General features: G+C 55.3%; 25 protein-coding genes and 1 riboswitch. Of the genes, 20 read left to right on the forward strand and 5 right to left on the reverse strand.

Features of this window, described 5'->3' with window-relative positions; translation table 11 throughout:
- Positions 1-8: 8 nt before the first annotated feature.
- The 8 genes from MKY64_RS00855 (at position 9) to MKY64_RS00890 (ending at position 7,334) form a co-directional block, all read left to right on the forward strand.
- Positions 9-344, forward strand: coding sequence for a hypothetical protein (locus tag MKY64_RS00855; protein ID WP_036727122.1), 336 nt, complete (start codon positions 9-11; stop codon positions 342-344).
- A complete protein-coding gene (locus tag MKY64_RS00860; protein WP_036701531.1) occupies positions 341-628 on the forward strand; it encodes a hypothetical protein in 288 nt (95 codons plus the stop codon). The genes MKY64_RS00855 and MKY64_RS00860 overlap by 4 nt, the downstream gene beginning before the upstream one ends.
- Positions 629-647: 19 nt before the next feature.
- A complete protein-coding gene (locus tag MKY64_RS00865; RefSeq protein ID WP_036727124.1) occupies positions 648-1,037 on the forward strand; it encodes a hypothetical protein in 390 nt (129 codons plus the stop codon).
- 189 nt (positions 1,038-1,226) lie between these two features.
- Positions 1,227-1,754: a GNAT family N-acetyltransferase gene (locus MKY64_RS00870; RefSeq protein WP_235191942.1), complete on the forward strand. Its 528-nt coding sequence runs from the start codon at positions 1,227-1,229 to the stop codon at positions 1,752-1,754.
- A gap of 156 nt (positions 1,755-1,910) precedes the next feature.
- A riboswitch (purine riboswitch) is annotated at positions 1,911-2,009 on the forward strand.
- A 61-nt stretch (positions 2,010-2,070) separates the two neighbouring features.
- Positions 2,071-3,414 carry a 5'-deoxyadenosine deaminase gene (locus MKY64_RS00875; protein WP_339311414.1) on the forward strand — a complete coding sequence of 448 codons (1,344 nt, stop codon included), beginning with the start codon at positions 2,071-2,073 and terminating at the stop codon, positions 3,412-3,414.
- A gap of 309 nt (positions 3,415-3,723) precedes the next feature.
- The gene (locus tag MKY64_RS00880) at positions 3,724-5,622 is read left to right on the forward strand and encodes an LTA synthase family protein (RefSeq protein WP_339311413.1); all 1,899 of its coding nucleotides are present in this window, start codon (positions 3,724-3,726) and stop codon (positions 5,620-5,622) included.
- A 9-nt stretch (positions 5,623-5,631) separates the two neighbouring features.
- Positions 5,632-7,044 (forward strand): glycan biosynthesis hexose transferase WsfD, encoded by a 1,413-nt coding sequence (wsfD, locus tag MKY64_RS00885; RefSeq protein ID WP_340950475.1) that lies wholly within the window; start codon positions 5,632-5,634, stop codon positions 7,042-7,044.
- A gap of 116 nt (positions 7,045-7,160) precedes the next feature.
- Complete coding sequence (locus tag MKY64_RS00890) at positions 7,161-7,334, forward strand: aspartyl-phosphate phosphatase Spo0E family protein (RefSeq protein WP_076082320.1); 174 nt, start codon at positions 7,161-7,163, stop codon at positions 7,332-7,334.
- A 93-nt stretch (positions 7,335-7,427) separates the two neighbouring features.
- Here the strand turns inward: MKY64_RS00890 and MKY64_RS00895 are convergent, their stop codons facing one another.
- On the reverse strand, positions 7,428-8,192 hold the full coding sequence (locus MKY64_RS00895; protein ID WP_036727130.1) for an AAA family ATPase: 765 nt from the start codon (positions 8,190-8,192) through the stop codon (positions 7,428-7,430).
- Between the two features lie 253 nt (positions 8,193-8,445).
- Between MKY64_RS00895 and MKY64_RS00900 the strand changes: the two genes are divergently transcribed.
- From MKY64_RS00900 to MKY64_RS00950, 11 genes are all read left to right on the forward strand, one after another.
- A complete protein-coding gene (locus MKY64_RS00900; protein WP_036727132.1) occupies positions 8,446-9,543 on the forward strand; it encodes a glycosyltransferase family protein in 1,098 nt (365 codons plus the stop codon).
- 32 nt (positions 9,544-9,575) lie between these two features.
- Positions 9,576-10,727: a CgeB family protein gene (locus MKY64_RS00905; protein ID WP_340950478.1), complete on the forward strand. Its 1,152-nt coding sequence runs from the start codon at positions 9,576-9,578 to the stop codon at positions 10,725-10,727.
- A gap of 178 nt (positions 10,728-10,905) precedes the next feature.
- The gene (locus MKY64_RS00910) at positions 10,906-12,444 is read left to right on the forward strand and encodes a glycosyltransferase family 4 protein (protein ID WP_340950479.1); all 1,539 of its coding nucleotides are present in this window, start codon (positions 10,906-10,908) and stop codon (positions 12,442-12,444) included.
- Positions 12,445-12,495: 51 nt separating this feature from the next.
- Positions 12,496-13,590 carry a non-hydrolyzing UDP-N-acetylglucosamine 2-epimerase gene (gene wecB, locus MKY64_RS00915; protein ID WP_036727134.1) on the forward strand — a complete coding sequence of 365 codons (1,095 nt, stop codon included), beginning with the start codon at positions 12,496-12,498 and terminating at the stop codon, positions 13,588-13,590.
- Positions 13,580-14,566: a polysaccharide biosynthesis protein gene (locus MKY64_RS00920; RefSeq protein WP_036727136.1), complete on the forward strand. Its 987-nt coding sequence runs from the start codon at positions 13,580-13,582 to the stop codon at positions 14,564-14,566. Before wecB ends, MKY64_RS00920 begins: the two co-directional genes overlap by 11 nt.
- Positions 14,563-15,402, forward strand: a complete 840-nt coding sequence (locus tag MKY64_RS00925) for a dTDP-4-dehydrorhamnose reductase family protein (RefSeq protein WP_036727137.1) — start codon at positions 14,563-14,565, stop codon at positions 15,400-15,402. The genes MKY64_RS00920 and MKY64_RS00925 overlap by 4 nt, the downstream gene beginning before the upstream one ends.
- On the forward strand, positions 15,399-16,394 hold the full coding sequence (locus MKY64_RS00930) for an NAD-dependent epimerase/dehydratase family protein (RefSeq protein ID WP_340950480.1): 996 nt from the start codon (positions 15,399-15,401) through the stop codon (positions 16,392-16,394). Before MKY64_RS00925 ends, MKY64_RS00930 begins: the two co-directional genes overlap by 4 nt.
- Entirely contained in the window at positions 16,391-17,107 is a 717-nt protein-coding gene (locus MKY64_RS00935) for a glycosyltransferase (RefSeq protein ID WP_036727141.1), read from the forward strand. Before MKY64_RS00930 ends, MKY64_RS00935 begins: the two co-directional genes overlap by 4 nt.
- Before the next feature lie 71 nt (positions 17,108-17,178).
- Positions 17,179-17,754, forward strand: a complete 576-nt coding sequence (locus MKY64_RS00940; protein ID WP_036727142.1) for a class I SAM-dependent methyltransferase — start codon at positions 17,179-17,181, stop codon at positions 17,752-17,754.
- A gap of 24 nt (positions 17,755-17,778) precedes the next feature.
- On the forward strand, positions 17,779-18,501 hold the full coding sequence (locus tag MKY64_RS00945; RefSeq protein ID WP_036727144.1) for a glycosyltransferase family 2 protein: 723 nt from the start codon (positions 17,779-17,781) through the stop codon (positions 18,499-18,501).
- Positions 18,498-19,541 (forward strand): glycosyltransferase family 4 protein, encoded by a 1,044-nt coding sequence (locus MKY64_RS00950; protein ID WP_036727146.1) that lies wholly within the window; start codon positions 18,498-18,500, stop codon positions 19,539-19,541. Before MKY64_RS00945 ends, MKY64_RS00950 begins: the two co-directional genes overlap by 4 nt.
- Positions 19,542-19,646: 105 nt before the next feature.
- Here MKY64_RS00950 and MKY64_RS00955 read toward each other — a convergent pair whose 3' ends face one another.
- Positions 19,647-20,717, reverse strand: a complete 1,071-nt coding sequence (locus MKY64_RS00955) for a glycosyltransferase family 4 protein (RefSeq protein ID WP_340950481.1) — start codon at positions 20,715-20,717, stop codon at positions 19,647-19,649.
- Between the two features lie 189 nt (positions 20,718-20,906).
- Between MKY64_RS00955 and MKY64_RS00960 the strand changes: the two genes are divergently transcribed.
- Positions 20,907-21,650, forward strand: a complete 744-nt coding sequence (locus MKY64_RS00960) for a YhcN/YlaJ family sporulation lipoprotein (protein ID WP_340950482.1) — start codon at positions 20,907-20,909, stop codon at positions 21,648-21,650.
- Positions 21,651-21,843: 193 nt separating this feature from the next.
- Here the strand turns inward: MKY64_RS00960 and nagA are convergent, their stop codons facing one another.
- From nagA to MKY64_RS00975, 3 genes are read right to left on the reverse strand one after another with little or no spacing between them, the layout of a single operon-like run.
- The gene (nagA, locus tag MKY64_RS00965) at positions 21,844-23,037 is read right to left on the reverse strand and encodes an N-acetylglucosamine-6-phosphate deacetylase (RefSeq protein WP_340950483.1); all 1,194 of its coding nucleotides are present in this window, start codon (positions 23,035-23,037) and stop codon (positions 21,844-21,846) included.
- Complete coding sequence (gene nagB, locus MKY64_RS00970) at positions 23,025-23,753, reverse strand: glucosamine-6-phosphate deaminase (protein WP_036727151.1); 729 nt, start codon at positions 23,751-23,753, stop codon at positions 23,025-23,027. Before nagB ends, nagA begins: the two co-directional genes overlap by 13 nt.
- Positions 23,753-24,631 (reverse strand): MurR/RpiR family transcriptional regulator, encoded by an 879-nt coding sequence (locus MKY64_RS00975; protein WP_036727152.1) that lies wholly within the window; start codon positions 24,629-24,631, stop codon positions 23,753-23,755. Before MKY64_RS00975 ends, nagB begins: the two co-directional genes overlap by 1 nt.
- Positions 24,632-24,791 lie beyond the last annotated feature (160 nt).

A 24,791-nucleotide genomic window follows, 5' to 3' on the forward strand; every position in this document is an offset into this window, starting at 1 on the left:
GGCGGAGGATGAGCAGAGAAAAGGCATATCTGCAAATGCTGGAGTCGACCGCTGCCATCCAGTGGAACATCGCGATGATTCTCGAGGCCAAAGCGGTGGAAGCGGAAAAAGTGAAGCAGTGGACCCATCATCATATCCACGCTAGAGCGTTCGACTCCCACGAAGACCAGTTGAAGGAATCCATCTCTATTCACGAGGTAATCGTGGAAATGGTAGAGGGGCTGACGAAGCTGGAGAACGGGCTGTACAGCAATCTGAAGGCGGTGCTGGGCAGCGGGGAAGACGAGGGCGGCGATTTCGGCGGGGATGGCGAGGGCTTCAGCTTCGGGGACGACAGCAAATGAGCGGCGGGCTGCTCTCCGAACACGCCGTCAAGCTGGAGATGATCCGCTCGATCGCCCGCAGCCAGGCAGCGCTTGCAGCCATCCTCGAGAGTATTGCTGAAGTGACGGGGCAATCGGAGCTGACAGCCCGCAAGCTGAGCGACAATATCAGGATTCTTAGCGGGTACCAGAGTTCGATGTGCCGGATGATATCCGGTATTTCGCTGCATGAGCCCAAAGAAGGAGTGCCTGCAGCCCCCTGGCTGAGCAAGGTCTGCTCAGAGGGGACCGCCAGAAGTAGATGAAGTACAGGAGGCGTAGATGATGAAGAGAAAGAGACTGGGCAAGCTTGGTTCCACGGGCAAGGGCAAGAGACGCAGACCGCTGCTGTCGCGGAAGACACGGATACGCAAAGGTCCCGGACGCAAATCGCGCAAGGGTCTGCCCGGTAAGCCGGGGAAGAAATCCCTGCAGCTGCGCAAAAAAAGAAGGCTCCGCCGCCGGTTACGCAGGGTGCGCGCTGTGCAGGTCATACCGGCAATCGAAACACCATTGGTGCCGCAGGTGATTCCGCTCCCCCCGGAGCTGGGCGTCCCGCCGGAACTGCCGCCGGGAGACGCCTATCAGCAGGGCTACACCGAAGCATACAACGTGGGGTTCGACGCCGGTTTCGCCAAGGGCTTCGAGGACGGGCATAAGCTGGAGCTTGGCTGACAGAGCCGCAGGAACAGCAGCGGACCAGGGCTGCGGTTATATAGGGGCTGGCGCATATTGCGCCGCCCCTATAGCACATGGGGAACTTTGGGATAAGGCGGGCTCTCGGAATTTCCGGCCGGATATGGTAGACTTCTTAACAGAATCTTTACCGGGGTCACTATTCAGGCAGGAAAGCGGGGAACACACATGATGGGTAATGAGATACGAAGAGCGCGGAGTGAGGAAATCCAGGAGATTATGAATCTGATTGCCGAATGTGTACAAGTTATGCAGGCAGGCGGAAGCGATCAATGGGATGAAGGGTACCCTAACCGGGAAGTCATTAGTGAAGATATCGGTAAGGGAACCTTATTTGTCTGCCTGGAGCATGAGGCGATTGCCGGGATTCTTGTGCTGGATGAGAACCAGGCGGAGCAATATGCAGGCATTGAATGGGAACAGCAGCAGGGGCCGCATCTGATCATGCACCGGCTCGCAGTACATCCCGAGATTCAGGGCAGAGGGATTGCCCGGCGGCTGATCGCCTTTGCCGAGGAATTCGCCCGCAGCAGCGGGTATAGAAGCATCCGGCTTGATACATATGCGAAGAATGACAGGGTGCTTAAGCTGTATCCTTCGCTCGGGTATTCGCAGAGAGGCGAGATTTGTTTTCCCGGCCGTACCGCTGCTTTTCCGGTGTTTGAGAAGGTGCTGCCAGATAATATGGAGAGATAATTTCTGCTAAAGTCAGTTAACATCACATTGAAGTCTGATTTTCTATTGTGAAAATGTTGATTCATGCCCTAAACTCACTTTATCGAATAATAATGTTAGCTTTAATAACTCTTATTGACATGAAAGTTGTCTTTGAATTATGATGGGATTATTCATAAGTAATTGAATAGTCCTTTTCGTATATCCTTAATAATTGGTTTAAGGGTCTCTACCGGGAACCGTAAATTTCTGGCTACGAAAATATGCTGAGGCATATTTTTGTGGCCTTTTTGTGTTACAGGCAGCCGGATATCAACAAGACTAGGGGGAGAAGACAATGGCGAATATCCTGATCAAGCATGCGGAGATTATTACGATGAACAAGCAGGAGGACATTATATACGGTGATATCCGCATCAAGGGCGATCTGATTGTGGAGATTGGCACCGGCCTTGAAGTGAATGGGGATGAGGATGAGCTAGTCATAGACGCCAAGAACCGGACGGTCATCCCCGGCTTCATCCAGACGCATATTCATCTGTGCCAGACGCTGTTTCGCGGCAAAGGGGATGATCTGGAGCTGATGGACTGGCTGCGCAAGCGGATCTGGCCGCTGGAGGCGGCGCATGACGAGGAGTCACTGTACTATTCTGCCATGCTGGGCATTGGGGAATTAATCACCAGCGGCACAACGACCATCGTGGATATGGAGACGGTACATCATACGGATTATGCTTTCCAGGCGATTGCGAAGAGCGGTATCCGCGCCTTGTCAGGGAAGGTCATGATGGACCGGAAGAACCCCGATGCACCGGCGGCCCTGCAGGAGGAGACGGCGGCTTCGCTGCAGGAGAGTGTGGATCTGCTGGAGAAATGGAACGGATACGCGAACGGCCGGATTCAGTATGCTTTTTCCCCGCGGTTTGTCATTTCCTGTACGGAGCCGCTGCTGCGGGAGGTGCAGAGCCTCTCGGCCCGTTACGGGGTGAAGGTGCATACCCATGCTTCCGAGAATTTGGGAGAGATCGAGCTTGTGCAGGCGATGACCGGTATGCGCAATGTCGTTTACCTGGATCACCTGGGGCTGGCTAATGAACGTCTGATTCTGGCTCACTGTGTCTGGCTGGATGAGCAGGAAAAGCGGATTCTGCGGGACCGCGGTGTTCATGTCAGCCACTGTCCGGGCTCGAACCTCAAGCTGGCCTCCGGCATTGCTGATACGCCTGGTATGTTACATGACCATATTCACCTCAGCCTGGGTGCAGACGGCGCGCCCTGCAACAATAACCTGGATATGTTCAACGAGATGCGTCTGGCAGCAGTCATCCAGAAGCCCGCGCATGGCCCGACTACGATGGATGCCCGGAGCGTCTTTCGGATGGCGACCATCGGGGGGGCGAAGGCGGTCGGGATGGAGGATCAGATCGGCAGTATCGAGGTCGGCAAGAAGGCAGATCTGGCTATCCTTAATCTCTATAATTTCCATACCTTCCCCTCCTATGATGTAGACCCGATCTCGCGGATTGTCTACTCGGGCACCCGTGCCGATGTGGAGACAACGATGGTTGACGGTGAGATTCTTATGCACACAGGGCGGCTGAAGACCATCGACAAAGAAGTCGTGCTCCATGAAGCGAACCTTTCGATTAAAAGATTACTGGGCAGCGCGCGGCTATCCTGAGCGGTAGGGGCTCCACGCCAGTTGTTCCAGACAAACTGACTATAGTGACCGGAGGCATGATTGCAGCCTGGACCAGAAGCATCTCAGATTCAAACTGTAGCCATGCAGGGGACTTTGCGCCTCTGCTTTTTTTGTCCGGATAATGATAATGACCTTAATGAACCTTTTCTCCCGCTCAGTTGTTTAATAGGGTGGCCCTCTTTTGATTCCCTTTACAAGTATTGCTATACTAGAGCAACGTGAGCTTTTTACAGAAATAAGGAATTAATTTTACACCACTATTAATGAAGAGAGTAAGAGGGGATGGCAATGAGAGAGGGCAAACCTGCGTCTGCGCAGGTGCATTTCTATATCGTGGCGGGACTGCTGTGGCTGAAGCTGCTGCTGTTGAGAGGGCTGTTCTTTGACCGGATTGCCTGGGAGTGGATCGCTGCGGATCTGGCGCCGGTGCTCCTGCTGCTAGGTGTGCTGGCTGTAATTACGCCTCGGCGGATGAGAAAAGGGGTCTTCTGGACCTTCAATGGCTTATTGTCGCTGCTGCTCTTCGCGGCCAGTGTGTACTTCAATCACTTCGGCTCGGTGCCTACCTATCTGGCGCTCTATGAGCTGAACCAGGTCTTTCAGGTAAAAGAGAGTGTGGAATCTACGATTGAGTGGGTCGATTATCTGTTTTTTGCCGATCTGCTGATAGTGATAATTTATTCGCTCTTCCGTAGATGGAAAAGAGGCCCTATGCGCTGGCAGCGGGGCAGTCAGCCTGCAAGCAGAACCCGGAGCATCTATCTGGTGGTGCTGCTGGTGGCAATCATAGGGGGCGGCTCGCTGTCGGCGTATTCGATTCATTCGGCCAGGGAAATTACCAATGAGCTGGTTCAGGCGGAGACGGCCGGATTCCTGAATTATGAGGTGGTGGCAGCGATCAAGGCCCGGGAGGATAACGGCCTCATCGGGACCGGTGATCTTCAGGAGACGATAGCCAAGGTGAAGTCACTGGAGGCTACCTATCCATACAAGGCTGTGACAGGCGGTCTGCCTGAGCATTTCGGATCGCAAAAAGGGAAAAACGTCATCATCATCCAACTGGAGGCGTTCCAGAATTTCCCGCTGCATCAGTCACTGGAGGGTCAGGAGCTGACCCCGGTGCTGAATGGTCTGGCCGGAGAGGGCTTCTATTTCCCGCATGTGTATCAGCAGGTAGGTCCGGGCAATACATCGGATGCGGAATTTATGAGCAACACCTCGATTTATCCGATCGCTTCGCTGGCCATGTCCACAGGCTTCGGGGACCGGCAGCTGCCGGGACTGCCGCGGCTTTTGCGGGATAAGGGGTATGAGGCGTACACGTTCCATGTGAATAAGGTCGGCTTCTGGAACCGGAATGAGCTGTATCCGGCGCTTGGCTTCAACGGCTACTATGACAAAGGCTCCTTCAAGAATGACCATTTCAATTCGTTCGGGGCTTCCGATGAGCAGCTCTATGCTACTGCCGTGGAGAAGCTGGCGGTGCTGCATCAGAAGGGTACGCCTTTCTACGCCCAGCTGGTGACGGCCTCCAGCCATCATCCGTTCAAGGTGCCGGACAGCTTACGCCGCATTCAGGTGCCGGACAAGCTCCAGGGTACGATGCTTGGCGATTATCTGAGCGCGGTGAACTATACGGATTATGCGATAGGCACACTGATTGACGGATTGAAGCAGCAGGGCATGTGGGAGGATACCGTGCTGGTGCTGTACGGTGACCATTTCGGCCTGCAGCCGAAGGACGTCCCGGCGGAGCAGGTGGAGGACGCGCTGGGCATCAAGTATGATGACCGGATCAGCCGGTTCAACATTCCGCTCGTGATCCACGTGCCCGGTATGAAGCAGGGACAGGTTGTGGAGCGGACCGGCGGACAGCTGGATGTGCTGCCGACGGTAGCCAATCTGCTCGGGGTATCGCTGAAGGACGAAGGGTTCACGGCGTTCGGGCATGATTTGCTGAATGTGGACCGTAATGTGGTGGGCATGCGCTATTATTTGCCGACAGGCTCGTTTTTTAATGATGAAGTGTTGTTTGTGCCCGGTAAGAGCTTCTCGGACGGTGAGGCGGTCTCGCTGGATACGCATGAGCCGGTGAAGGATTTCAGTGCCTATCAGAGCGATTACGACTATATCCTGAAGCTGATGGGCTTATCTGACGAATATGTGAAGCTGCTTCCGCAGCGTTAGGAGAATGTTATGAAAAGACTATGGAAACCCGAATACCTCATCTCGCTGGCCGGCGCTGTGCTGATCCTCTATCTGTTGTTCGTGCGGCCCTTCACAGGCGTTGCCGATAACGGCGATTTTTTGCGGATGATGAATACGGTCGGACTGAATTATTTTGATGCCGGGGAGGACTATGCCGACCGCTTCTTCAGCTACAGTCATTCTAAGTTTGCTTATGATGATCTGTTCAAGGGCTTCTACCCGTCCTCGCAAATTTTGCTGGTGCTGGTGCCAAGGCTGCTTGCGGGCTTATTTCACGGCAGCTACTTCGATATCCGTCTTCTGGCAGTGGTATATGCAGTGCTGCTGCTGGCTGCCACGTGGATGATCGTCAAGCTGGGTGCGAAGAGCTCCTATGCCACGGGCCTGCTGCTGGGTGCGGGAATGCTGTTTGTGTTCTACGATATCGGCTATCTGGCTTATTTCAACTCTCTGTTCGGCGAACCCGTGTCGATGGTCTTCATGCTGCTTACGTTCGCGCTGGGTCTGAGGCTTATCGGGCAGGAGCAGCCGTCCTCCAAAGGACTTACGCTGTTCTTCGTGGCCGTGCTGTTCCTGATCTGCTCCAAAATCCAGAATGCCCCCGTCGGCCTCGCCTTCGCGCTGATCTTCCTGCGCCTGCGGACGCTGCATGGAACAGGCAGCTGGCGCAAGCTGGCACTTGGGCTTGGGGTGGCTACAGCGCTGGTATCAGTGATTATGTACGTGACAGCGCCGAAGGAGCTTAAGCATATCAACCTGTATCAGACGGTGTTCTTCGGCATTCTGAATGAATCGCCGGATGTGCGCGGGGATCTTCGCGACCTGGGTCTGCCGGAGCACCTAGAAGTCCTGGCGGGTACGAATTATTTCCAGGGGGATACGGCAATCAAGCAGGATGATCCATCGCTGGGTCCGGATTTCTATGACCGTGTATCGCATAAGGATGTGCTTTTCTTTTATATGAAGCATCCTGGCCGGTTAATAGAGAATATGAAGTATGCGGGTGCTAACAGCATGTCCATCCGTCCCTACTATCTCGGAAGCTATGAGAAAAGCGAGGGCAAGCCTGCGGGTGCGGTAGCAGGAATGTACAGCGGGTGGAGCGAGCTCAAGAACAAGCATCTGCCCCATTCCCTCGGATTCCTGGTTATTTTCTATCTGGTGTATTACGCCGGAGTGTTCTATCAATACTTCCGTACGCGGGAGGCGGCAGGGCGGATTGCCGGAGAACTGATGATGCTGCTGGGACTGATCGGCCTGTTCTCGTTCCTGGTTCCGATCCTCGGTGACGGGCGCGCGGATATCGGCAAGCATCTGTTCCTGTTCAATGTCTGCTTCGATATGATGGCGGTAGCGATGCTGGGCTGGACGCTGCATAAGCTGACGAGGCTGCTGAAATAACCTGTCATGTCAAACCCTTAATTGACCCCTAGCGGATTATAGAATACAATGTGTTTGGAACTTTAGTAAAAGAGTGGAAATGGCTTGATACAGCCTCATCCTACAAGGGGGCCGCTATGGGGAATGACGAATACAAGGACAAGATTGAACAGGCAAGACAGGAACTGAACAAACTGGCCTTGGAGTACGGGATGCAGGATGTCCGGGTACTCCGCCAATCGGTGAAGCTGGATGCGCTCCTGAATGAATACAGTGATTGTAATACGGAGAAGGATGATCAGCTTTATTAGAGAAATACAGAGCAGCTATGCCAATTCAAGAGACATCTCGGGCGTTCAACGCCTGGAGGTGTCTTTTTTAAAATTTATATGTTTGTGGTTATTTTAGTGGTCGCCCAGCAGCTCGCGGAGCATCTTCTCCCGGTTCGTCATGAAGGCGCGGGTGACCGTATAATGATCCGTGTCTTCCAGCGCAACAGGCGTGATACTCTCTCCCTTCAGCAGAAGAATCTCTGCACCCGGATAGGACATCAGAATCGGGGAGTGGGTGGCGATGATGAACTGGGAATTCTGCGCAGCCAGCTCATGCATCCGCGCCAGCAGTGACATCTGCCGCAGGGGAGACAAAGCGGCTTCGGGCTCGTCCAGAATATAGATGCCCTGTCCGCCAAAGCGGTGAACGAATGTGGAGAAGAAGGATTCTCCATGCGACTGCTCATGCAGCGAGCTCCCTCCATAGGAGGATTTAATGGGTCTTCCCGCCTCGGGGTCCTCATCCAGCTCATCGATGTAAGTAGCCACATTGTAGTAGCTCTCCGCACGCAGGAAAAAGCCGTCCTTCGGCCGCCGCACCCCTTTGGCAATCCGCAAATATTCGTAGAGACTGGAATGCGAGGCGCGGGTATTAAACGAGAAATTCAGCGTCCCCCCTTCCGGATTGAACCCCCAGGCAGCAGCAACGCCCTCCAGCAAGGTAGACTTCCCGCTACCGTTCTCCCCTACAAGAAAAGTGACCTGTTTCTGAAAAGCAAGCCGTTCCAAGGTTCTTACCACCGGCAGATTAAACGGATAGCTTCCGAAGGAAGGGACCGCATCGCGCAGCAGCTCGACATGGCGCAGATACAGCATAGGGTCATAGATTGAACTCATATCTTAGTGCCTCCTCAGTAGGTGTTTCCCTAATTGTAGATGATTCCCGTTGTCCCCGCAAAGTACTTGAACAAGCATCGGAGTACAGAGCATGCACTCATGGACAAGAGTGGATGAATTCTGTAGAGGTTCGGGCCAAGCGGGCGAAAGACCGGGGGCATATGCCAATTTCGGTGTGATACAGACAGATGTCCATGAGGCGGATGCTGACTCCGCATATAGTACTACTGTCTTGAGAATATAACGGGGCAGGGTGAAGGCCGTGAAAACAAAAAAGAGAGGCGGGCTTCCACAGGATTACCGGGATGGCTATCTGCAAGGGTACCATCTCGGCCTGTGCGAAGCCGTGAAGCGCCTGAATACCCTTGAAGTGGGGGAATGTCAGCCGTTAAAACTGATGTATGTTCCCCAGGGGTTTCAGGCCATCGATGCGGGAGTCGCAGAAGCGCTGCGGCTGCTGGTAAGCGAGCTGATCATCTGTCCTCCGGAAACTATGCTGGAGGTGGCATCGCGCGAATTGCCTGAGGCGGTGCTGGTGATGAACGGGCTGCATGTATTTCCGGAGAATCATCTGGAACAAATTATGGCAATAAGACAGCTGGGTATCCCGGCGGCGATCTGGTTTGTGGATGATCCTTATTTCACCGAGGACACATCCGTCATCTGCCGGCATTACGATTATGTGTTCACGCATGAACTGGGCTGTGTGGAATTCTACCGTTCGCTGGGGACGGCGTCTGTGCACTATCTTCCGCTGTGCGTCAACCCCCAGATGTTCTACCCGCGCCACACCGGACCGCAATATCACTATGATGTCGTGTTCATCGGCAACGCCTTCCGCAACCGTACGGAGCTGTTCGATGAACTGGTCCCCTTCCTGCAGGGAAAGAAGGTGCTCATCGCCGGCGGATTCTGGGAGCGGCTGGCCCACTTCGAGGAGCTGTCTCCGTACATCAGAGAGGGCTTCATCCCGCCGGAGGAGACCGCCAATTATTACAGCGGCGCGAAGCTGGTCATTAATATCCACCGGCCCTGGGAGGGAGGGATGGACAACCGGAATACGTTCCAGCTTCCGTCCCTCTCCATTAATCCCCGGACCTATGAGATCAGCGCCTGCGGGACGATGCAGCTGACCGATATCCGGCAGGATCTGGATATCCACTACAAGCCGGGCCGGGATCTGGAGACCTTCGCTTCTGCCGATGAGCTGAAGCGCAAAATTGATTATTACCTGAAGCACGACAAGGAGCGCCGGCAGTATGCGCTGCGGGGACTGCAGACCACGCTGCGCCGGCATACCTTTACTTCGCGTCTGCCTCATTTACTGGGTGTTCTTACTTCAAGAGGGTGAATTTCATTATGGATCAAAAGGAGCGAATACTCATGAACAACGAATTTATTATGCCTGCCCCGCCGTTGCCGAGAACCCCTGCGGAGGAAGAGAAGCTGCGGGGACGTCTGACCGGCTTCAAGGGAGGCTATGACGAAGGATATCTGCGGGGACGTCTGGCTGTTCTGGACGGACGTCCGGAGGAGCCGCAGCCGGTAAGGAATATCCATGTGATGTACGTGGCTTCAGGCAAGGGCTATCCGTATTCACCGCTGGATGATGCCGTGCTCTTCGCACTGCAGCGGTTAACGGTTCAGGTCACGATTACTGATGTGCGGCAGAATCTGGTGGAGCTGGCTTCTGCCCAGCGTCCCGACCTCGTGCTGGTGCTGGATGGTCTGGATTTACCGCTGGAGCAGGTGGCTATTCTGCGGGGCCAGGGCATTAAGACCGCGATCTGGCTGACCGATGATCCGTATTACACCGATTTCACAATGAAGATTGTGGCTCACTATGACTATGTATTCACACTGGAGCGTAATTGCGTAGAGATCTACCGCGGCCTTGGCTGCACGGAGGTCCACTATCTGCCCTTTGCCGCACACCGTGAGCATTACCGTCCGACTACCGGACGTTCGCCGGTCAGCCGGGAGGTCAGCTTCATCGGGTCTGCCTACTGGAACCGGATTAATTTCTTCCGCGATATTATGCCGGAGCTGATGAGCTATAACACGGTCATTAACGGAATCTGGTGGGACCGGTTGCCTGAAGCGCCGCTCTATGGCGACCGGATTGAGATCGGCAAATGGATGTCCCCCCAGGAGACGGCTGTAGCCTACAGCGGCTCGAAGATTGTGATTAACCTTCACCGCTCGCACATTGACGATGCAGTCAACAACAACGCACTGTATATTCCGGCCGTATCGCCGAATCCGCGTACGTTCGAGATTGCTGCCAGCGGCACGCTGCAGCTCAGCGATGCCCGTGACGATCTTGGCTCCTTCTACAAGGTGGGCGAAGAGATCGACACCTTCTCCAGCCCACGCGAGCTGATGGACAAAATCCAGTACTATCTGACGCATGAGGAAGAGCGCCGGGAGATGTCCCTCCGTGCCTTCGAGCGGACGCTCAGGGATCATACGTATACCAGACGTCTTAGTCAGCTGCTCACTATTATTTACGGTAAGCCAGCAGGGCAATCGTAGAACAGGCTGTCAGCAAAATGTGCGTATCACAGGGGACAGGTGTCGTGCCGGCATCTGTGCCCCCTCAATATACTGGAGTACCGGGCAGAGATGTTAGCCTGTCAGCTAATATACCCGTCCCAAGCAGGAGCACTGCTGAGTGATAGTAGATTGTGTGCATTCAAATTTTAGGAGGTGAATGGCTGCTCCACAGCCCTTCGCAGGGGAGCGCCGAGACACCATGGCCGACAAAGCGACGATCGTCCTCTTTTCCCATGTCTCCAACACGCGCAGTATTACGGGTGCGGAGAAGCTGCTGTTATTCTTCAGCCGGGAGCTGTCTCCTTACTTCAATTGTATCCTCGTAGCCCCGCAGGACGGGAAGCTGACACAGCTGGCCCGGAGCTACGGCCTTCAAGTCCGGCTGATGTCTATTCCGCTGGTCTATGGAGTGTACACTCCCTATGCCGGTCTTCCGGCAGATATCCGCAAGCTGCAGGAGGGCCGGGAATATCATGAGCTGACTCACTGGCTTGCGGAGCTCCGTCCGTCCTTCGTGATCACCAGCACCTGTGTGCATGCCCTGCCGCCAATCGCGGCGAAGTCACTGGGCATACCAGTGATCTGGAAGATCTCGGAGACCATTACAGACAACGAGTTCACCCCGATCAGCGTAGAGCTGATCCACAACAACAGCGATGAGATTCTTGCGATTTCACAGACAGCGGCAGCATGCTTCCCCGAGGAGATCCGCGATAGCAAAGTGACCCAGCTTCCTCCGTCATGGAGTGACGCGGATTTGATGTTCGAGGCCTGGAGCAAGCTGCGCGGGGAACGGCGGAGTGAGCTGAAGATCGCCCCGGGGGACCCGCTGATCGGCTATGTCTCTTCCTTCATTAATAAGGAGAAGGGGCTGGAGCATTTCGTCAAGATGGCGGTTCTGGTGCATGAGCAGCATCCGGCTGCCCGCTATCTCGTAGTTGGGACTCCCGGGGATAAAAGCTACTATGAGCGCTGTGTCCGCAAGGTGAAGCTGGAGGGTCTGACCTCACGCTTCCGGTTTGTCGGGTACGAAGAATGTCTGCCGGCCGCTTACTGCGCGATGGATCTGCTTGTTGTTCCCAGCCTGATCCGGGAAGGCTTCGGCATGACCGCCCTGGAGGGCTATGCCTTCAGCAAGCCGGTTGTCGCTTATGATTCCGGCGGCCTGCGGGAGATTCTGGACGCCGCAGGCTGCGGCGAGCTGCTAGTGCCTGCGGGAGACATGGATGCGCTGGCCGGGCGGGTGAACGCGCTGCTGGTCGACCAGGCGATGGCGGCCGGCATTGGCCGGCAGGCGCGGGAGCGCATCGAGGCCGTCTACGGCCCGGCGGCTTACCGCGTCCGGCTGCAAGGCTTAGCGGAGAGGTGGCATCTCCGCTACTGCCTCCAGCCGCCGCAGCTCATCGGCGGCCCGGAAGCCCCGCCCGCAGCTGCGCCGGCGGGCGGGAAGAGCGCCCCCGCGGCACAGCCGACACGGGGAAAGACCGGGCGCCGCGCCGCACGGCTGCGGGCCGCGAAGCTGCGGCGCGGCAGGCTGCGCCGCGCCAAGTCCCGGAGCGGCGCGGCGGGAACGCGCCCGCGCCGCAAGAAGCGCGCGGCAGGCTCCTCGCGCCGTCGGGCCAGCAGCGGCGGCAAGAAGCGCCGCGCGGGCCAGGCCGGAAGCCGCCGGAGCAAGCGGCGGCGTAAGGCATCCTGAGCAGCCTGCCCGGTTCCTAAGGGCAGGCCATAATCAAAGGGGAGTGAACCCATGAAGATCATGACGATTTTGGGCACGCGGCCCGAGATCATCCGCCTTAGCGTTATCATTCCGCTGCTGGACCGGTATGCGGAGCGGCATGTGCTGGTGCATACGGGACAGAATTTCACGGCCAGCCTCAGCGGGGTATTCTTCGCTGAGCTGGGACTCCGCGCACCGGACTACGTGCTGCAGGATAAGCAGGCCGGACTCGGGGGTCAGCTGGCCGCCATGTTCGGCAGTCTGGAGAGCATTCTGCTTCAAGAGCAGCCGGACCGCGTGCTGCTGCTGGGGGATACCAACAGTGCGCTATGTGCCATTCTGGCCGAGCGGATGGGCATCCCTGTGGTGCATATGGAAGCAGGCAACCGCTGTTACGATCTGAAAGTGCCGGAGGAGAAAAACCGCCGTGTCATAGATGCCGTCTCCACCATAAATATGCCCTATACCCAGCAGAGTAAGAGACATCTGCTCAGCGAAGGGTTCCCCAGCCAGCGTATCGTGTTAACCGGCAACCCCATCCATGAGGTGATTACGCATTACGAAGAGCAGATCGCGGCCAGTGACATCCTGTCCCGGCTGAAGCTTGAAGCCGGCCGGTATCTGCTGGTAACAGCCCACCGGGCCGAGAATGTCGATGATCCGGAGTCGCTGCTCCAGATTATGTCCGGGCTGAACCTGGTGGCTGAGCATTTGGGACTCCGCCTGATCTGCAGCATCCATCCCCGTACACGCTCCAAGCTTACGGAGCAGTTCCCGCTGAGTATGAACCCGCTGGTGGAGTTTCACGAACCTTTCGGATTTTTTGACTTTGTTCATCTGGAACGTTATGCCCTGTGCGCCATTACCGACAGCGGCACCGTTCAAGAAGAATGTTGCCTGATGGGAGTGCCTACGGTGACCATACGCCGGACGACAGAACGCCCGGAAACTATCGATTGCGGAAGTAATGTAGTGTCCGGGGTAGAACAGAACAGCATTCTGCGCTGCACCGTGCTGATGACGTCGCTTAAGCCCGATTGGGAGGCACCGGAAGGGTATCTTGCCCAAGGTGTCTCGGTAAAGGTAGTTAAATTTCTGCTTGGAGGGAACCTGCATGTTCAATAATAAACGGATTCTGGTTACAGGCGGTACCGGTTCCTGGGGGCATGAGCTGATCCGGCAGCTGCTGCCGCAGCATCCCAAAGAAATCATCGTATTCTCCCGCAGTGAGTCTGCACAGGTAGCCATGAGCCGTGAATTTGAAGATAAGCATCTCAGCTTCATCATCGGCGATATCCGTGACAAGGATGCGCTGGTGGCTGCCTGCCGCGGTGTGGATTATGTCTTCCATCTGGCCGCGCTCAAGCATGTACCCGTCTGCGAGGACCAGCCGTACGAGGCGCTCAAGACGAATGTGGTCGGCACACAAAATGTCATCGAAGCCGCGATTGCCAACAATGTGGAGAAGGCAATCTACATTTCTACCGACAAGGCGGCCAATCCGTCGAACTTCTACGGTATGACCAAGGCCATCGGTGAGAAGCTGTTCGTCTATGCCAATCTGATCGGCTCAGGCACCAAGTTTGTTACGGTGCGCGGAGGCAATGTGCTGGGTACGAACGGCAGCGTGGTCCATCTGTTCATGAAGCAGATCAAGGACAAGGGACAGGTAAAGATTACGGATATGAACATGACCCGGTTTTTTTTCACCCTGCGCGATGCCATTACCCTGTTGTTCAAGGCTTCCGATGTCAGTATCGGCGGAGAGATCTTTGTCATGACCATGCCGACCTGCCGGATCGTGGATTTGGCCGATGTGCTGATTGAAGCTTCCGGCCGGACGGATGTCAGTATGATCGAGACCGGCATCCGCCCGGGTGAGAAAATCCATGAGATCCTGATGAGCGATTTCGAGAGCCTGACTACGGTGGTCTACGATGAGCAGTACCTGGTTATTCTGCCCACACTCGATATGCCGGAGCTGAAGGAGCATTACCGTCATTTCCCTCATGTGTCCTTCAGCAGCTTCAGCTCGGAGAATCATCTGATGGAGCAGGCTGAAATCAAAGATATCCTGATCCGGGGAGGGTTCCTCCAGTGAAGCTCCTGATTCTCGGCGGAAATGGTATGGCAGGTCATATGCTGGCGGAGTATTTTCGCCGCCAGGGCAAGCACCACATCTTCCATACAACCCGGGATAAGAAGGATCTTGGAGGGTTGTATGTAGACGCCGACGACATCGCCGGTGTAGAGAAGCTGGTTGAAATCGTCTCCCCCCATTGCATTATTAATGCGATGGGGGTACTCAATCAATTCGCCGAACGGGACCGGATCGGCGCGTATCATGTCAACGGATTTCTGCCCCACCGCCTGCGGCGGGCAGCGGACCAGATACATGCCCGGCTCATCCATATCAGCTCCGACTGCGTGTTCGAAGGAACACGCGGCGGATATACGGAGGAGGATGCCGCGGATGGAACCTCGGTCTACGCCCTCACCAAGAGTCTTGGAGAAGTGCGCGATCCCGGACATCTCACGATCCGTACCTCCATTATCGGGCCCGAGATCCGCTCCGGCGGAATCGGCCTCATGGAATGGTTTCTGGCCCAGAAAGGCCGGGTAACCGGATATGAATGCGTGATGTGGAATGGAGTCACCACCCTGGAGCTGGCCAAAGCCATCGATTCCCTGCTGGACTCGGATCTCTCCGGGCTGATTCATCTGGCCCACCCGCAGCCCGTAAGCAAATATCAGCTGCTGCAGATGATGCAGACCGCATTTCATAAAGAGGATGTTGAGATCATCCCGCAGCAGACGCCGGTTCAGGACCGGACGCTGATCAGTACGAGAAGCGATGTCACGATTGAGCTGCCTTCCTATCCCCGGATGCTTAGCGAGCTTGCCGACTTTATGCGCAGCTCAGAGCTGCTGACATGAGCGGGCGGCGTCTCCTTATTACCGGAGCTTCCGGCTTTACCGGCAGGCATGCCGTGGCCTACTTTGCCGCCGGAGGAGCGGAGGTGACTGCTGTAGTCCGCCGCAAGCCAGCCGCGGAGTTGTTCCCGGACGGCGTTCAGCAGTATGTCTGTGACCTGGGGGACCGCAGGGCTGTGGCGGCAATGATTGGAGCGGTGAAGCCGGATCAGGTGCTGCACCTGGCAGGCAAGAATTCGGTTCCGGAGTCCTGGAGGGACCCGCTGCTCTACATGGAAACCAATGTAATGGCTACTCTATATTTGCTTGAGGCGCTGCGTGTCCAGCCGGCCAGCCGTATTCTGGTGGCCGGCTCCCGGCTTAAGTATAGACCGGGTGCGGCAGATCCGCCCCACCCCTATAGCCTTAGCAAGACGCTGGAGGAGCTGGTATCGCTAGCCTGGGCAACGCTGTTTGCACAGCCGGTGCTGATGGCGGAGCCCTCGAACCTGATTGGTCCGGGTCCGTCCACCGGCTTCTGTTCCCTGCTGGCACAGCATATTGTGCGCAGTGAAGCAGCCGCTGTAACCGGATCGGCTGCACCTGCTGCGTTTCGGCTCTCCTCGCGCCATGCGCTGCGTGACTTTCTGGATGTGCGTGATGCGGTCAGGGCCTATGGCTTCATTCTGGATTCGGGCGAGACAGGAAGGATCTACCGCATTGATTCCGGGACAGAGCGGGAGCTGGGGGAGGTTGCGGCGAAGCTGCTGACCCATGCCGCAGCTCCGGTTGCGATGGACTGGGGCCCGCAGGAGGAGCACAGTCGGGGCAATCCTTCCCCGACACCTGCCGTTCCGGCGAAGCCTCCATTTGAATCTGCTGATAGTAAGGTACCGCCTGAAAAATCGGGGGACTATGCTGTTATTTCCGGCTGGATGCCGGAGATTGCGCTGGACCGTTCGCTGGCGGATATTATCGGCTATACAAGGGCCGGTAAGGAAGGAAGGTTGTTATGAAGCCCAGAGTATCCGTAGTTATTCCTTTTTACAATTGCCCTTATATTGAGCAGGCGCTGCAGAGCGCCATAAGCCAATCCTGGCAGCCTTATGAGATTATCGTAGTGGATGACGGTTCAACTCTGCATGCAGAGCGGATTACCCCTTATCTGCCCTACATTCACTATCTGGGCAAGGCCAACGGCGGCACCGCTTCGGCACTTAACCACGGTATTGCGCATGCCACGGGAGATTATGTAGTCTGGCTCAGCTCGGATGATATGTTCTATCGTGACAAGATCAATAATCAGGTTCTGTTCATGGAACAGAACCGTTTGCTGATCTCGTACACCAACTTCAATTACATTAACGGAAACTCGCAGGCTATGGAGCTGAATGCTGCGGCCGTATTCCCGAACCAGCTTGAATATCTGCGCTGCTTCCTGTACGGCAATCCCATCAACGGCTGTACGGTGATGTTCAAGCGGGAGATCTTCGGAGCCATCGGGATGTTCGATGAAGCACTGCCGTATACCCATGATTATGATCTGTGGTACCGGGCGATTCTGAACGGTTATGCACCGGTGATGCTGAACCAGTCCTTGACGGCTTACCGCCGGCATGAGGGAATGGGCACGCTCAGACACTACGATGTCATTATGGCTGAAGCTGCAGCAACCAGTGCCCGTTATCACGCTCCGTTAAGCGCCCTGATTGCCTCCATGGGCGGCTAGCTGCCGGAGCGCACAGCCGGCACTGCAGCACAGCCCAAGGTCAGGCAACTAACGCTTAGGAGGGAGAGCATATGTACCGGGAAATCGAAGTGAAAGACTTCCTGCCGGTCCTGCTGGAGCAGCTGAAATTCTCCGAGAGTATACTGGATATCGGCAGCGGTACCGGTACGCTGCTGGAGCGGTATGAAGCCGCTGTGGTGCTGGGGCTGGATATCCACAGGCCTTATCTGCTGCACCGCAAATACAAGGCTCCCCATATCATTCCGGTTCATGCCGATGCCGGTCATATCGATAAGCTGTTCCTGCCGGGAACCTTCTCTGCGGTTACTCTGATCGATTCGCTGGAGCATTTCTCGATGAGTGAAGGCATGGAACTGCTGCGTAAGGCAGAGCTCATCGCTGCGAACCGTGTCGTCGTATTTACACCGCGGGGCTTCTTCCCGCAGGAGGGAAAGGACCATTTCAATCTGCATGGAGAGTATTACCAGAAACACTGGAGCGGCTGGGAGCCTGAGGATTTTCTGAAGCTGGGCTACGCTGTAACTGTACTGAAGGGCTTTCACCATGCGGAGAATCCTTCATTCCGGGAAGCCTTCGGTGAGAATCACGCTCCGCTGGACGCCCTGCTCGCCTGCAAGACCGTATAAATGACTCAGGGAGGAGGCCGGGGCATGAATCAGAAGACCAAGGTCTCGGTGGTAATTCCGTTCTATAATTGTCCTTACGTATCTCTGGCAGTCGAAAGCGTGCTGGCCCAGAGCTACACGGATATTGAGCTGATCGTGGTGGATGACGGCTCAACGCTCCATACGGAGAAGCTTGACGCCTATAGAAGCCGGATTGTGTATGTCCGCAAGACCAACGGAGGGACTGGCTCGGCCCTCAATAAGGGAATCGAGGTGGCAAGCGGAGCTTATTTTGCCTGGTTAAGCGCGGACGATCTGTTTCATCCCGATAAAATCAGACGGCAGATAGAATCCATCCGCAGCTCGGGCACCTCCTTCAATCATACGGCTTACTACTATATTAATGAGTACGGGCAGCGGTTCTCCGATATAGTCCGAATGCCGGCCTGGAGCAGGCCGGCCCTCATACAGACCATGATGTCCGGCTGTCCGGTGAACGGCAGCACGGTGCTGTTAGATATGGAGATCCTCTCTAGGGTCGGTATGTTTAATGAGACCCTCCTGTATACACAGGATTATGATATGTGGCTGCGGATTCTGCCTCATTATGAGTGGTCTTATATAGAAGAGCCGCTGCTGGATTACCGCGTCCATAATGAGATGGGCTCGGTCCTGCACAGCGAAGCGCAGAACCGGGAAATTGCCAAGGTGCAGTTCATGCACAGGGGTAAATTGACGGAGCTGCTGAGAAAGGAGAGAAGGAATTGAGACTGACCTTTCCGGTTCTGACCTTATCCAGAGGCGGCGCGCAGCGGATGATAACCGAACTGGCTAACCGTCTGGCTGAAATTGGCCATGAGGTCGTTGTTCTTTTGCCCAGCCATGGCTTTGTTGAATATGAGATGAAATGTCCGATTATTACTGCACCCGCTACGGTACTTACGGAACATGATTTTCCTTATGGGGATGTAATTATCTCCAATTATTATACAACCGTTCCGGTTGCCGAGCGGGCCAGCCGGCAGGGCAAGGGGCTGCATATCCGGTTGGCTTTATGCTATGAGCCGAATTTCCTACCGGATAATAATCAGTCGTTTGCTTCCTACGGCATTACCCGCAACCTGCTTGTACTGTCGCGCTGGCAGCAGGAGGTCATACGGATCAATCATGGCATTAAGGGCAGAATTGTTCCGGTCGGTGTTGATTCGGATTTCCATAATACGCATTTACGCGACACTCCGGACCGGCCGCTGATCATCTCGGCCATTATGCGGCGCCCAGAAGGCGGATTCTCCGGCCACCGAGAGCAGGAATATCTGATTCAGCAGCTTGATATGGTCAAGCGGCTTCATCCTGAGGTGGAGATCTATATTATGACCCCTCCTGCTGAATTTGCGGCCTCGTTGAGTCTGCAGGCCTTGCTCAACACCGGTCGCTATCAGCTTAGGACACCCGGCAATGACAATGAGCTGGCTTATCATTATAATGAGACAGATATTTTTGTCAGCTCAAGTACCAATGACGCCGGTTCGTTGCCGGGGCTGGAGGCGATGCGCTGCGGTGCGGCGCTGGTCACCGTATATTCAGGAGGGAACCTCGAATACTGCGCACACGGGCAGAACTGCCTGATGTCGTATCGGCATGAGAACCGTCTTGCTGCGGATATCGTGACGCTCATTAAGGACCAGGAGCTTCGCCGGCGTCTGGCTGCCAGAGGAGAGCGGGATTCCTTGCAGTTTACCTGGGAGAGAAGCGTGAAGATTTTCCAGGCTGAGCTGTTTGAGATGGTGTCCAGACAAGGTACGTAACGCCTCAGGGCAGAATGCCATACACAGAGAAACCTTCAACCCCCGGCTGATGCTGGGGGTTGAAGGTTTTTTGCCGGAATACAGGGGATATGAAGCTTGCAATAGTTAGAAGATAGAGAAGGAATTCATCATCTCGCGGAAGGAATGCGCATACTGATCGAATCCGAAATGCGTAACCATATGCTGGCGGCCCTGATAGCAAATGGCTTCACGTAGCGGAATGTTATTCATCAGCTCCAGGCCTTCGTTCACAGCTGCCTCCACATTGCCAAGCGGATAGAATTTGCCGGTAATATTATGGGTGATGAAGGATCTGACCCCGTCGGAATCCGTACTGAGTACAGGACAGGAGCAGCAGACAGCCTCAGCTACGGCATATCCGAAGCCTTCTGTGACAGAGCTGGACAGCAGGAAGCCTCCTGAAGCAGCAATCGATGAATAGTAGACAGGCATCATCTGGTTAGGCATATTTGTGAACACATTCAGCCGGTCATTCAGGCCAAGAGCATGCAGCTCTTCATCGAATGCTGCCTTCTGGTCATCGGAGGCCAAGCTCGGATCATGGAACATCCAGAGATGCAGGTTAGGTTTCGCTTTACGGATATGGTGGGCAATCTTCAGGTACTCGCTCCAATTCTTGTTGGATTCCAGCCGCCCTACCCAGGCGATGACAGGATCAACGGGTGCCTCGGCTGGGATATAACGGAATCCTTGTACATCCACGAGGTTCGGAATAACATAGCGCTGTAGCCAGGGGCAGATCTCGATAAACAGCTCCAGTAAATGATCGGTGGGGGGAATCAGCACGGCATTGCAGAAGGCTTGGAGATAAGGCACGGACTCTATAATCACATTGCGGGCTTCGCTTCGTGTTCCCAGACCCTGGGACTCGTAGATCAGGATGCCGCCATACCCCAGCCGGCGCAGGCGTTCCAGCAGCAGATAATCGGAGGTTACGATAATGGCGTCATAATGATGGGTATTCAGTACCGTTCTGATCTCTTCATCCTGGTTCGTGACAAATACCGGGAAGCTTACACTATTGTGGGTGCCGGACCCCGGCATGAGATAGAGCACATGGCATTCGATGCCGTTCTTCTGAAGGCTCTCACACCGCAGTCTGTTCAGGGTCTCAACCCCGCCGCTCGGTACATAAAACGTAAATAGAATTCTCAAGCTTACCCCTCCTGATCTGGACTCTCGCGGAGAAACACAGTCTGCTGTTATATAAGATACGCCGGAGTTCTCTTACATGTGACTATGGGGGCAGCTCTGCCAAATCCTTTCTGGATAACCGGGCAGCGGAGGAGCCATGCTAAGGGTTGTCACACTACACTACATTATTCTGTGATGGGGGATGAAGGAATGTTGCGATCGAAATTAGGCTTGTCCGTGTCTGCAGCCTTGCTGCTCGGCACCATAAGTATGACCGGCTGCGGTGCCGGCCATTCGGCAGATAGCGGCAATATGCAGACGAAAAGTGTACGGGGGACAGACGGGCGAATCCACGTGAACTCCTCACGGGACATGAACCGTGACGATGACTTCGGCAGCATGGAGATGAGCAAGGAATTGGCTGACCGTGTTGCGGCGATGCGGGAAGTCCGTTCAACTAACGTTATTATGGTTGGCAGAAGCGCTTATGTCGCTGTAATGCTGGAGGATGCTTCGGGCAAGGTTCACACCCGGAGTACCACCCGCGACAAAGCTACCGGAAGAGGAACTGCTGCGGGGGTTCCGGGAATGACGGGAACAGGCGGCTCCATGGCCGGCATTCCGGGAAGTCTGACAGGCACTGGAACCATTGGCGGTACAGGTATGGCGGCTCCCGAAGATTATCCGGGGAACGGCAATAACGGGCTGATGTCCAGAAGCAGTATGGGGGATGATAAAGACACGCTTCCGGGGGAGATCAAGAACAAAATCGCCGCAGAGGTTAAAAAAGGCAACACATACGTCAGCAATGTCTATGTCTCGGCGAACCCGGATTTCGTGGAACGGGCCGATTATTATGCCCGGGAATTCCGTGCCGGACATCCGCTTAGAGGCTTCGCGAATGAATTCCGCATCATGGCGGAACGGATTTTCCCTGCGCGCAGCGGACAGTAAGCAGGTGCTACAGCATAGTGCCTTGAATGAAGATAGTATTCCAGAGGGATATGAGGCTTATTCAAATGACGGCACAGCAGGGCAAAAGTGAATGACGACAGATACAAACAATGCAGCCCTCTCACCCGGAAAGCCGGGTAAGAGGGCTGCATTGCCTGCGTTTATACGAATACAAAGCTGTGTCTTATCCGGATTAGGCCTCCAGCTTGCGTCCGCCGATCCATACGCCCCGCAGGTTCAGGTCTTGATCCAGCTGCAGAATATCGCCGCGCTTCCCTGCCTCAAGCGTTCCGATAGACCGCTGCATGCCGAGCGACAGCGCCGGATTAAGGCTGGCAGCCTGTGAGGCTTCCAGCAGACTGAGACCAACCTCCTGAACCAGATAACGGAACCCGCTAATCATCGTCAGTGTGCTGCCGGCCAGCGCTTCGGGGTGCTCCTTCAGCGTGGCTATGCCGTCCTTGACGATCACAGGCAGATCACCTATGGCATATTCTCCGTCGCTGAGTCCGGTTGCTGACATGGCATCTGTGATCAGCAGCAGATTATGATTGTCTTTGAGCCGGGTAATGAGGCTGATGGCTGCCGGATGAACATGGATGCCGTCGGCAATGACCTCTGCTCTGATCCGGGGATCGAACAGGACGGCACCGGCCGTTCCCGGCTTGCGGTGATGCAGCGGCGTCATAGCATTGAACATGTGTACCGCCTGGTTCAGCCCGGCATCGGCAGCGGTAATCACCTGCTCGAATGTGGCATCTGTGTGGCCGAGCGCAGCCGTAATGCCATGCTTGCGCAGCCACTGGATAGCTTCCAGAGCAGCTTCACGCTCAGGAGCCAGGGTGACCTGACGGATCATTCCCGGATACTTTTCCTCCCATTCCTCCAGCCATTCTATATTAGCCGGAACAATGTGCTCAGGATTCTGCGCTCCTGGCCATCTCACGCTGATGAACGGTCCCTCCAGATGTACACCTGCCAGCCTTGCATAAGGCATGCCGCCTTCACGGGAACGATAAGCATCCACCTCAGCTAACACCTGATCGATGTCTGCCTTGGCAGCCGTCATGGTTGTAGCAAGCATAGAGGTCGTCCCGTGTGAGGCATGGAACCGTGTGATATCGTCAAGCGCATCTGCATCGCTGTACATGAAGTCATGTCCGGCTCCGCCGTGCACATGCACATCGACGAATCCGGGGATCAGCAGACCTTGCGGCTCCCGGGTGACTGTCTGCCAGCTCTCATAGGCTGCGGGCAGCCAGGAGGCTTCTCCGGCATATTGAATCAAGCCATCCGCTACGGCAATTACACCCTGCTCGGTGATTCCGTCAGGAGTCAGCACCTTACCGTACAACAATTCTCCGTGCGCACCGTTTATTTCAGCCATTTCGCGGCTCCTTCATCCAGCAGGACGACCACATTTGGATGGCTCTGCAGCAGCGAGGCGGGACACTGGGTAGTGATTGGGCCCTCCAGCGCATTTTTAACCGCTTCCGCCTTCTCTTCCCCGCGGACAAGCAGTACAATCTGCTTCGCCTTAAGAATTCCGCCGATGCCCATTGTTACCGCCTGACGCGGCACATCCTCTACACGCTCGAAGAAGCGGGCGTTGGCTTCAAGGGTCTCTTCCAGCAGATCGACCACATGTGTTCCGCTGCTCAGGCTGGCATCCGGCTCGTTGAAGCCGATATGGCCATTGCTGCCGATGCCTAGGATCTGCAGATCCACCGGACCGTTATCCTCCAGCAGCTTGTCATACGCACGGCATTCGGCCGCAAGGTCCGGAGCATTTCCGTTAGGCACATGAGTGCGTGCCAGGTCGATATCAATGTGATTGAACAGATGCTCATTCATGAAGCTCCGGTAGCTCTGTGGATGATCCACAGGCAGTCCGACATATTCGTCCAGGTTGTAGGATGATGCCTTGGCGAAGCTGACATTGCCCTTGCGGTGCATCTCCACCAGCTTCTCGTATACCCCGACAGGGGAGCTTCCGGTAGCCAGCCCCAGAACGGCTCTGGGATTGCTCTGCAGCAGACTGGCGATCAGGTTAGCTCCTGTGGCTGCGAAATCTTCTTCATGCTGAAATTTCAAAATGTTCATTAGATTTGACCTCCCCGTTTATGACGGTAATGTTGGACGTTCAGATAAGATTGCTCCAGCTTGGGGATGAAATCTCCAAACCGGGTACTGACCATGCCGGTGAACAGAATATCGATAATGTGCAGCTGTGCGATCCGTGAGGCCATATCACCGCGCCGCATGCCCTGCTCAAGAGACGAGGAGAACAGCGGAATATCAGCGAGTGTAGCGAGAGTACTGCTTCCGTATGAGGTTAACGACACCGTGGCTGCGCCGCTTGCGGCCGCACAGGTTAAGGCATCCACCGTCTCCGGGGTCTCTCCTGAATAAGAGACTGCGAAGGCTACATCGCCGGAAGAGAGTGAGGAAGCGGAAGTAATCTGCATATGGGAATCGGCAAAAGCGGTACAGTTCACACCGATGCGGATCAGCTTCTGATAGAAATCCTGGGCTACGATGGATGAGGTTGCCATCCCGTACAGATCAACCCGCCGCGCCCGGCACAGCAGATCAATGACCTGCTGCAGCCGGCTCAGATCCAGCAGCGAGGTGGTATCCCGGATCGAAGCCAGGTGGTTGGCCTGCATGGCCTCTACAATGAATTGCAGCGGATTGCCGGCCACGATGTCCTGATAAGAGGAGCTGCCGGTCTCCGGCGAGCCATCGCTATGCGCCAGCTCAGCCGCCAGCTTGAGCTTGAAATCGGGATACCCCTTGAAGTGCAGCGCTTTGCAGAACCGCGTAATCGTCGCTGTGCTGATGCCGCATTCCTCCGCCAGCTCGGTGATGCCCATATGGACAATCTCCCCGGGCGAGGCCAGAATACGCTCAGCCAGCTTGCGTTCCATTTGCGACAGCTTGGGCTTGTCATGCTCCAGAGCATGCAGAATGGGAGACAAGCGTTCACCTTCTTTTCTATAGATTCAGATTCATGTAGCTTTCTCTACTTATAAGATGCACATGTAGAATGAATACTTAATCTGGCCGAATGCACCGCTTTCTGAAATTATTTTACACAATACATATGTTTATTAAGAAAATTATTTTCATACTCAGGAT

Source organism: Paenibacillus sp. FSL R7-0210 (assembly GCF_038009085.1).
Taxonomy (GTDB): domain Bacteria; phylum Bacillota; class Bacilli; order Paenibacillales; family Paenibacillaceae; genus Paenibacillus_AQ; species Paenibacillus_AQ silagei.